Here is a 9,819-nt window from a genome sequence, read left to right on the forward strand (position 1 = left end):
CCAATACTTGCTTTCACGAATCTGGATATGACTTAAAATATTCAGAAAAATGACCGCGTTGAAGCGCTTGGTGAAACTCAAAAAAATGCGCAGAAAGTGACGCATGGGTGATTTGTTGTGTATTTTAAAGGTGAAGATTGAACGCCTCGCCCGTTCATGATTATGCACGGTTGTCAGCACAGATCGCCTGATACTCATATCATCTGCGTTTATAAGTGCGCTCAGGAATGACGGTCATTGAAGGATTCCCGATTAAGCTCGGGAATCTCTCTAACGGTTAATGACTTGCTTATTGCGTTGTTAAATATTTCAGATAGGCGCTTCTTAATCTGTCTGAATTTACTTGCAGATAATTCGGTGATAAACGCTGTCTGTTTAAATATTGAGAAGCAATATCATGTTTAATATTGACGGTTTTCCCTAAACCTGTGTTGAGCTGATTATGGCCATCTTCATTATTAATACGTGTTTGTACACCATAATTGAAATTATTATCCCCTTTAAATTGAATATAACCGGGTTTCATACCACGCCAAAAAGTTAGCGGAATAGAAATATTAATAGATGCAAACTCTTCCGGAAGGGAATTATCATATTGTGTCACTTGCGTATTTTGGTAACTGGCATCAACACGTACATCACCCAGCCAATGCATTGAGGAAATTTTGATCCCCGTATCACCATTCCAAAATGTACCTCCTTGCACTTTTACCTGCCAATTAAATTGCGGTAAAGAAAGCTGGTAAAAGCCTAAGACAGTCCTTTTATGCTCAAGTTTTCTATAATTCAGGTGCTTATCTGTGGGCTCAAAATAGTTAACGTCAAGACCTATTGAGAGATAACCCTGTGGAGAATTCCACAGGGTTTCATTGGCGACACCCACATAACCGGACTTAATATAACCCAGTGAGGTTTGGTTTAAAACATTGAAGGGCAGTGAGAATGCCTGATGGAAAAGTGCTGTATCTATTTCACTTTGGTATTGCTTCTCACCCCAAATTTTTCCATCATCAAAATCTCCACTGTTAGTCAAGGGCAATACATAACGTAGATCGATGGCTGCACCCGGCCATAGCGTAGTCACTAAATTAGTGCCAAGTGCGAGTGAATAATCATAAACGCCATATTCCGTTGCCACAGCGTGTGTCACCAGAGGTGAAAAAATTATTTGCGAACGGCCGAAACTGGATGCTATTTTATCTTCTTGCCAATCTGTTTGTCGATAAGTTTTACTAAGCTCATGACTGGTAAAGGTAAGCTGCTCACAATTATCACCGGAAAGGATAAATTCACGATAACAGTGCATGTTGCTTTCTACGGCAACAACAGGGATGCCTTTTTTTAACATGATTAGTTTGGCATTTTGTTCATTATTGTCGCTACCAAGTTCAGAAAAGACTGCTTTCCCGGCGTGGTTACTAATAATCGCCATGGCAACCCCGATTGCATCGATTTCATTGTGATTATATCGGCGGTTTTCCAGAGCAATCAGTAAAGTGTTTTTATCCATGCCCACTTGAATATTAAGAAAACCCTCTTTTTTTAAGGCGTGTTTAAGTGAGGCTACTGAGCTTACCTCATGTAATGACTGTTCAATCAATAATTTATCTTCTAATGAGGTACTTAGACTTTTTTCTTTTTTACTTAAAGCCCGATCGCTGTAACCCAAAATAGGCACGGACAAATTAGCTGCCCACATCGCTTGTTGATTTGTCTCATGTCCCGTTGCCAACTGATATTCGAGGCTGACCTGAGAGTCGAAAGGTAACGATTTAGGGGGAGTAAAGACTTTGGCTGCGACGTTCAGTTCTGTGTTGTCATGCTCTGCTGCCAGCTGCATAAAAGAAAAGGGTTGATACTCAATGGATGCAAACGGACCGTTCATTATGTTATCGGGTAATTTTGATTGGCCGACCCCCGCACTTAAACGAATGGGCAGGGCGGTAAATTCATAATCAGTCACGGCATAATAGGCTTGGAAATTATTTGCCGCGCCGCCTAAATCCTGTACGCCAAAGGCAAGGTCAAAACCTGTGTATTGCTTAATTAAGGGTAATTGGTATTTTAGTGAAGCGGAAAGGTCACTCCCGTGATCAAAATCATCAGAAACAACAATGCGTCCGCTTGTTTCAAGTCCTGGGAATAAACCTACAGACAGCAGCATCTGGTGTTTGTAGGGGGCTTGTGCGTCTTTATAAACACCCTGACCATATAAAAAAGAAGCCTTCCCGGTTTTTAATACTTGTGCATTGGGTGTTAGTACAGCCCCGGTAAAACTTTGTAAAGAAGGCAGGTTATCCAGTGCGGCATAACACTGAAAACTGCTTATTGACATTGTCAATAAGCAAAGAGACGTGCGGTTCGAAGGGAGCATAAATTGATTACATCCTTTGTAATATAAGCGTAACGTCAAGGTCTTAGTTATCTAAGTGATTTAAGCTTAAACCAGCTAGGAGCAGTATCACCTGTCTCCGGTGCACAAGTTCTTCTGCACCATCAGTTGGTTGTTTACGTGTAAAGCCCTAATTTTAAGGATTATTATAAGCATAATGTGAAATATAAAACAATATAATAAAACAATACAAGAGCCGTTTTATAGCATAACTTCGATCTGGCTAAGGTTAACCGTTATTGGGTAAGAAGATAGCGGACAACTGATCTATACTTTTTAATAAGTGGCCTCTGTAATGACCGGGAAGGAGAGGGATCCTCGACGTTAACTACTTACTTGGATTGATATTATTAAGTAGTTATTTAATCAAAATAAAGTTAGCATTGCCTCGATTTTACTTTTTTGAAGCACAATGAAATTTTTAATAAAATAAACAAAGTTGCAATAAAGTTGCAATATATGAATAGAGATTGATCCAAATTTACCTATTGCAAGGATGTCAATAATGAAAAAAAATATTTTAGCCGCACTGATTGCTGGTACTTTTATAGTTGCCTGCAGTGGCGGTCAGTCGGGAAAATTGATTAAAGCCTATGATGGCCCTGTTCAGTTTGCGAATGTGGTTGCCGATTGTGGTGCAGGAAAAATAGAATTAGGACAGACTGATTATTATGGTACGGTTAGCAGCTCTAATTTTGCAATTCTCAACACACCGGAATTATGTACATTCACTGCGACGGGCAATGCTGACTCAGTTGATACCTCTAATAATAAAAAAATGCCGAATATTAGTTATGTGATTCCTAGAGCGTTATTATCAGTGGGTGATTCAATCACGCTTAGTCCTCTGACAACATTGATTGCTAAACAGATTGACGCTAATACAGCGAATAATATTACAGGAAAAAGCGTCGCTGATATTGTTACGCAAGTTGTTACTGATTTATATCCAGATCTTATCAACGATACTGGTGTTAATGCATTAGACATGGCACGTGATATGGAAGGTACGATTACCAAATTAAAAGTAGACTATCCAGATTCTGTATCTTCAGTGATCGCAACTAATAACGTTACTAGTGATGTGCTTGTTTATTCGGACACCACGACGTTAACCGTTACAGAAATAATCGAAACCAGTAAAGCGGTAGCAGCAGAAGTAATTGCTGTGAATTCTAATTATCCTATCGCTACTGATTCTACAAAGGTTAAAGTTGCGACTTTTGATGTAGAAGCTTCTGTAAAGGCTGTGGCAGATGATACTGCTCTTACTACTGTATCAACAGTTGAGAATGATATGCCAGAGGAACCCGTACCAGCAACGGGTGGAAGTAATTTTTAGCCTTAGCTTTGGTGGCTAAGATAGTTAAGCCTTAAAAGTCACTCCAACCGAGTGACTTTTTTTATTGCAGTGCTGTGTTCTGGAACAGAGCTTATTTTCTATATTACGAAATACGTTTGTATTTTATACGATGTGGCTCGACAGATGCGGCGCCGTAGGTTTTCTTCATCCATTCTTCGTAATCGGTAAAGTTACCTTCGTAGAAATTCACTTGCCCTTCATCGCGGTAGTCAATGATATGGGTGGCGATTCTGTCCAGGAACCAGCGATCATGTGAAATCACCATGACGCAACCGGCAAAATCCAGCAGGGCATTTTCCAGAGCACGCAGTGTTTCGATATCAAGATCATTGGTGGGTTCATCGAGTAATAACACGTTGCCGCCGGATTTAAGTAATTTAGCAAGATGTAAACGACCGCGTTCACCGCCGGATAAATTACCCACAATTTTCTGCTGATCGCCGCCTTTAAAGTTGAAGCGCCCGAGGTAGGCACGACTTGGAATTTCGATATTACCAATTTTAATAATATCGCTGCCACCGGAGACTTCCTGAAAAACGCTGATTTTATCATCCATATCATCACGGAACTGATCGACACTTGCCAGCTGCACACTTGCACCTATAGTGATTTCACCTGAATCGGGTGTTTCAGCACCGGACAACATTTTAAACAGGGTGGATTTACCGGCACCATTGGCACCTATAATGCCAACTATTGCACCTTTGGGAATACTGAAGCTTAAATCATCAATTAAAACCCGACCGTCATAGGATTTACTGAGATGATTAACATCAATCACCTGATCACCTAAACGCTGACCCGGTGGAATAAACAGCTCATTGGTTTCGTTACGTTTTTGGAAGTCCTGATTGTTAAGCTCTTCAAAGCGGGATAAACGCGATTTGCTTTTAGATTGACGGCCTTTAGCATTTGAACGAACCCATTCGAGCTCCTGCTCAATTTGACGTTGGCGGGCTTTCTCCTGGGATGCTTCCTGTTTTAAGCGTGCATCTTTCTGCTCTAACCACGATGAGTAGTTACCTTCCCATGGAATACCGTAACCCCGGTCTAATTCTAAAATCCAGCCGGCGACATTATCTAAGAAATACCGGTCGTGGGTAATCGCTACAACAGTGCCTTCATAGTCATGTAAGAAACGCTCTAACCAGGCAACGGATTCTGCATCGAGATGGTTAGTCGGCTCATCCAGTAGTAGCATGTCCGGTTTTTCGAGCAACAGGCGGCATAATGCCACTCGGCGGCGCTCACCACCTGAAAGGATTGAAATTTTTGCATCCCAGGCCGGCAGGCGCAGGGCATCGGCGGCACGCTCCAGCTGGTTTTCTAAATTATGCCCGTCATGTGCTTGAATAATTGCTTCAAGTTTACCCTGACGTTTAGCCAGTGCATCAAAGTCCGCGTCGGGCTCTGCATAAGCGGCATAAAGCGCATCGAGTGAGGTTAACGCATTTTTAACTTCACTGACCGCTTCTTCAATAATTTCGCGAACGTTTTTATTAAGATCTAATACCGGCTCCTGCGCTAAATAACCAATTTTTGTGCCCGATAAAGCGCGCGCCTCACCGGCAAACTCTTTATCTAGACCTGCCATAATACGTAATAAAGTTGATTTACCTGAACCGTTTAAACCTAATACGCCAATTTTTGCGCCCGGAAAGAAACTCAGCGAGATATCTTTTAAAATAGTACGCTTGGGGGGGACGACCTTGCTCACCTGATCCATTGTGTATATAAACTGTGCCATAAGTGATTGCTCTTGTTAAATGAAAGAAAAAGACAGGATCCCGATGATAGGGCAAAGCAGCGGAAAATAAAACAGGTTGTTAGGGTCTGTTGACCTTTCGCGTGCATTTTTGCAGAAATTGGTGCGTGCTTTATACAAGGCAGAGCCTGCAACTTGTCGTTATTCTAAATAAATAGGTGATAACGCCTATGATCGTGCGCACAAATGCTGCCCTTGAGTTCATCTAAAAGCGTCCTGCGCAGCGTTGATCAAAGTTTACATAGAATAACTATGCTGCTCTCCTCATGCCTTGCTCAGAACACTTTTAGATTGAACGAAATTTGTACTCGAAAGGTCAACAGATCCTAAGATAAAAGGGCCATTTCTGCGGGTATCCCACTCAATTTGGGGATTTTCATTTTAAATCCCCAAATTATTCATTTGTTTACGCTATGCAACAGGGTAAGATTAGGTGAAATTTGTTACATTAATAAATCAGCCGATTTTAAACCACACCCAGCAGGAGTTATGCATGTTTAACCGTGATATGAATATTGCCGATTATGATCCAGAATTATGGCAGTCAATTACTGATGAAGTTCAGCGCCAAGAAGACCACATTGAACTGATTGCATCAGAAAATTACACCAGTCCACGTGTAATGGAAGCGCAAGGTAGTCAGTTAACTAATAAATACGCAGAAGGTTACCCGGGTAAACGTTATTACGGCGGCTGTGAATATGTTGATGTGGCTGAATCGTTAGCCATTGAACGTGCTAAATCTTTATTTGGCGCTGATTATGCAAACGTTCAACCTCACTCAGGTTCGCAAGCGAATGCTTCAGTTTACCAGGCGCTTTGTGCACCGGGTGATACTATTCTGGGTATGAGTCTTGCTCATGGTGGACATTTAACCCATGGTTCCCACGTCAGTTTTTCCGGTAAAATGTACAATGCTGTGCAATACGGAATCACCCCTGAAACGGGTATTCTAGATTATGCGGAAATTGAACGTCTTGCTGTCGAACATAAACCAACCATGATCATTGCCGGTTTTTCTGCTTATTCGGGTATTGTTGATTGGGCTAAATTTCGCGAAATAGCGGATAAAGTAGGCGCTTATCTGTTTGTTGATATGGCGCACGTTGCAGGGCTAGTGGCTGCGGGTCTTTACCCGAATCCAGTGCCTTTTGCCGATGTTGTTACTACCACAACGCATAAAACCTTAGGCGGTCCGCGTGGCGGCCTGATCCTTGCTAAAGCCAATGAAGCGATTGAGAAAAAATTAAACTCAGCGGTTTTCCCCGGCCAGCAAGGTGGTCCGCTAATGCACGTTATTGCAGCTAAAGCGGTTGCATTTAAAGAATGTGCTGAACCTGAATTTGCTGTTTACCAGCAACAGGTTTTAGATAATGCAAAAGCCATGGTTAAATCCTTCCTGGCGCGTGGTTACAAAATCGTTTCTGGCGGTACTGAAAACCATTTATTCCTGGTTGATTTAATCGCTCAGGAGATCACCGGTAAAGAAGCGGATGCTGCCTTGGGTAATGCGCATATTACGGTTAACAAAAACTCTGTGCCAAATGATCCGCGTTCTCCTTTTGTTACTTCAGGTCTACGAATCGGTACGCCGGCACTGGCACGTCGTGGTGTTAATGCACAACAATCTGCTGAGCTTGCGTTATGGATGTGTGACATTCTTGATGCAATCAAAGATGAAGCTAAACTTGCTTCAACCATTGAAGCGGTTAAAGTTAAAGTTGCTGCGCTTTGTAAAGCTTGCCCTGTTTACGGATAATCTTTCAATAATAAGCGCTCAAAAGCTACGCATCGCGTAGCTTTTTTTTACCCTTTTTTTGACTCTATAAAGCAAATTACTGTTAAAACAGGCGCTAAACAGGTTACTATTACACCTTGAAATTAAATTCATAGTAAATTTGTGATATTTGTCAATAGATCTAGTCAACTTTTAAGGTTGATTAATTCTGAATAAGAGTGAGATTAAATGTACTGTCCTTTTTGTAATGCTCAAGATACTAAAGTTATCGACTCGCGCTTAGTTTCAGAAGGATCTCAAGTGCGTCGCCGGCGCAGCTGCAATGAATGTAATGAACGTTTTACCACCTATGAATTTGCAGAACTGTTAATGCCGCGTTTAATCAAGTCCGATGGCCGTCGTGAACCCTTTAATGATGACAAATTGCTGGTCGGTATTAACCGTGCTTTAGAGAAAAGACCCGTGAGTCTGGAAGACATTGATGCAGCGGTTAACAAACTAAAATCAACCCTGCGGGCGACGGGCGAGCGTGAAGTGACCTCTAAAATAGTCGGTGAACTGGTGATGGAATTACTGAAGGGTTTAGATAAAATTGCCTATATCCGTTTTGCGTCGGTTTACCGCTCCTTTAAAGATGTTAAAGAGTTTGGTGAGGAAATAGCCAAGCTCGAGACTGATTTTTAGCCTAATGGCATCACCCTTATTAGAATAAAATTTTTACTGTTTTTACTCTTGTTAATGTAGAAGATTGAATATTAATGAATACTGCGGTTTTTTCAGACTTAGATAAATTTTATATGGCTCGCGCGATATTGCTGGCCAAAAAAGGGCGCTTCACCAGCTCACCCAATCCTAATGTGGGTTGTGTGATTGTGGCAAATAATATAATAGTGGGCGAAGGATTTCATCAAAAAGCTGGCTTAGGACACGCAGAAGTGAATGCTCTTGCGATCGCTAAAGATAAAGCTATTGGTGCAACCTGTTACGTGACTTTAGAGCCCTGTTCCCACTTTGGCCGTACGCCTCCTTGCGCGCTAGCCTTAACCAAAGCAGGGGTCAAACGCGTGATCGTTGCCATGGTTGACCCTAACCCTAAGGTCGCAGGAGAAGGGATTAAAATATTGAAGAAGGCGGGAATACAAGTTGACCTTGGTCTGCTTGAAAATGAAGCGATGGATTTAAACCGTGGTTTTATTAAACGGATGCGAGTTAAACAGCCTCGTGTCACGGTAAAACTTGCCAGCAGTTTAGACGGAAAAACAGCCCTTAAAAATGGTCAAAGCCAGTGGATAACAGGCCCTGCCGCGCGTTGTGATGTGCAATATTTCCGGGCACTGCAAAGTGCAATATTGACCGGAAGTGCAACGGTTATTGCCGATGATCCGAGTTTAAATGTGCGCTATGAAAGCTTAAAAAAGCATCCGGATTTTGATCTGACATTGGCGCCTTCTGAAATACGCCAACCGATACGTATTATTTTAGATTCCCGCAATACACTCACCCTTAAAGAAAAATTATTTTCACTTGAAGGCAAAGTATTGCTGGTGTCACTGTTTCCCCGTGACGATTTACCAAAAAATAAAAATCAATTAAGCGCTGATGTCGAACAACTGATCGGCACGAATGATGGCCATGGTCGGATTGACCTTAGGGCCTTATTAACCCAGTTAAGTGATTATGAAATCAACGATCTTTGGGTTGAAGCCGGGGCGACGCTCGCGGGAGAGTTTTTTAATCATCAGCTGGTGGATCAATTTATTCTTTATCAGGCACCAAAATTAATGGGCAGTCAGGCGCGAGATTTAGTAAACTTGCCTGATTATTCAAAAATGATTGAGGTTGTGCAACTAACACTGCAGAGTGTGGTTTTAATTGGCAATGATATTCGCATTACAAGTACAAGTGACAGGGGTTAATATGTTTACAGGAATTATAGCGGCAGTCGGTAAGGTCACTGCCATTAAAAACAATGCCAAAGATATCACCATCAGCGTCGATGCGGGGAGCCTTGATTTAAGTGATGTAAAAGTGGGTGATAGCATCTCCAATAATGGCGTTTGCTTAACGGTGACCAAGTTAAGTGGTAAGGGCTTTGATGCTGATCTTTCTAACGAGACGTTAAAGCGCAGTGGTTTTTCTCAAATCAAAAGCGGTTTTTTGCTTAATTTAGAAAAAGCGATGCAAATGAATGAGCGTTTTGGCGGACACATTGTTAGCGGGCATGTGGATGGTGTTGGTGAAGTGATATCCGTTAACCCCCTTGGCAATGCCGTTGAATACTGGATTAAAGCACCCGATGAATTGGCTAAATATATCGCAGAAAAAGGATCCATTACCGTTGATGGCGTGAGTTTAACCACCAATGAAATTAACGGCGCTGCTTTCAAATTGACTATTATCCCGCACACAATATCGCAAACGACTATGGTGAACTATAAAGTGGGCACCCAAGTCAATTTAGAAGTTGATGTTATCGCCCGTTATTTAGAACGTTTAATGCTGGGTGATAAAGCCGCTGAAAGCCGCAATGACAATAAATCAACCATGGATCTGCTCGCTCG

General features: G+C 41.9%; 7 protein-coding genes. 5 read left to right on the top strand and 2 right to left on the bottom strand.

What is annotated here, in order from left to right; genetic code table 11:
- Positions 1–289 precede the first annotated feature (289 nt).
- Positions 290–2,335, bottom strand: a complete 2,046-nt coding sequence (locus tag CXF72_RS11410; RefSeq protein WP_232784964.1) for a YjbH domain-containing protein — start codon at positions 2,333–2,335, stop codon at positions 290–292.
- Positions 2,336–2,897: 562 nt separating this feature from the next.
- Here CXF72_RS11410 and CXF72_RS11415 point away from each other — a divergent pair.
- Complete coding sequence (locus tag CXF72_RS11415) at positions 2,898–3,734, top strand: hypothetical protein (protein WP_101039146.1); 837 nt, start codon at positions 2,898–2,900, stop codon at positions 3,732–3,734.
- A gap of 103 nt (positions 3,735–3,837) precedes the next feature.
- Here the strand turns inward: CXF72_RS11415 and ettA are convergent, their stop codons facing one another.
- Positions 3,838–5,502: an energy-dependent translational throttle protein EttA gene (gene ettA, locus CXF72_RS11420; RefSeq protein WP_101039147.1), complete on the bottom strand. Its 1,665-nt coding sequence runs from the start codon at positions 5,500–5,502 to the stop codon at positions 3,838–3,840.
- Positions 5,503–6,013: 511 nt separating this feature from the next.
- On the opposite strand from ettA, the gene glyA reads away from it, so the two are divergent.
- From glyA to CXF72_RS11440, 4 genes are all read left to right on the top strand, one after another.
- Positions 6,014–7,279 (top strand): serine hydroxymethyltransferase, encoded by a 1,266-nt coding sequence (gene glyA / locus CXF72_RS11425; protein WP_101039148.1) that lies wholly within the window; start codon positions 6,014–6,016, stop codon positions 7,277–7,279.
- Positions 7,280–7,486: 207 nt separating this feature from the next.
- Entirely contained in the window at positions 7,487–7,942 is a 456-nt protein-coding gene (gene nrdR / locus CXF72_RS11430) for a transcriptional regulator NrdR (protein ID WP_011769816.1), read from the top strand.
- Between the two features lie 74 nt (positions 7,943–8,016).
- Complete coding sequence (gene ribD / locus CXF72_RS11435) at positions 8,017–9,174, top strand: bifunctional diaminohydroxyphosphoribosylaminopyrimidine deaminase/5-amino-6-(5-phosphoribosylamino)uracil reductase RibD (protein WP_101039149.1); 1,158 nt, start codon at positions 8,017–8,019, stop codon at positions 9,172–9,174.
- 1 nt (position 9,175) lies between these two features.
- Positions 9,176–9,819: riboflavin synthase (locus tag CXF72_RS11440; RefSeq protein ID WP_101039150.1), on the top strand; the 644-nt coding region annotated here is incomplete at its 3' end.

The organism is Psychromonas sp. MB-3u-54 (genome assembly GCF_002836415.1).
Classification (GTDB): Bacteria; Pseudomonadota; Gammaproteobacteria; order Enterobacterales; family Psychromonadaceae; genus Psychromonas.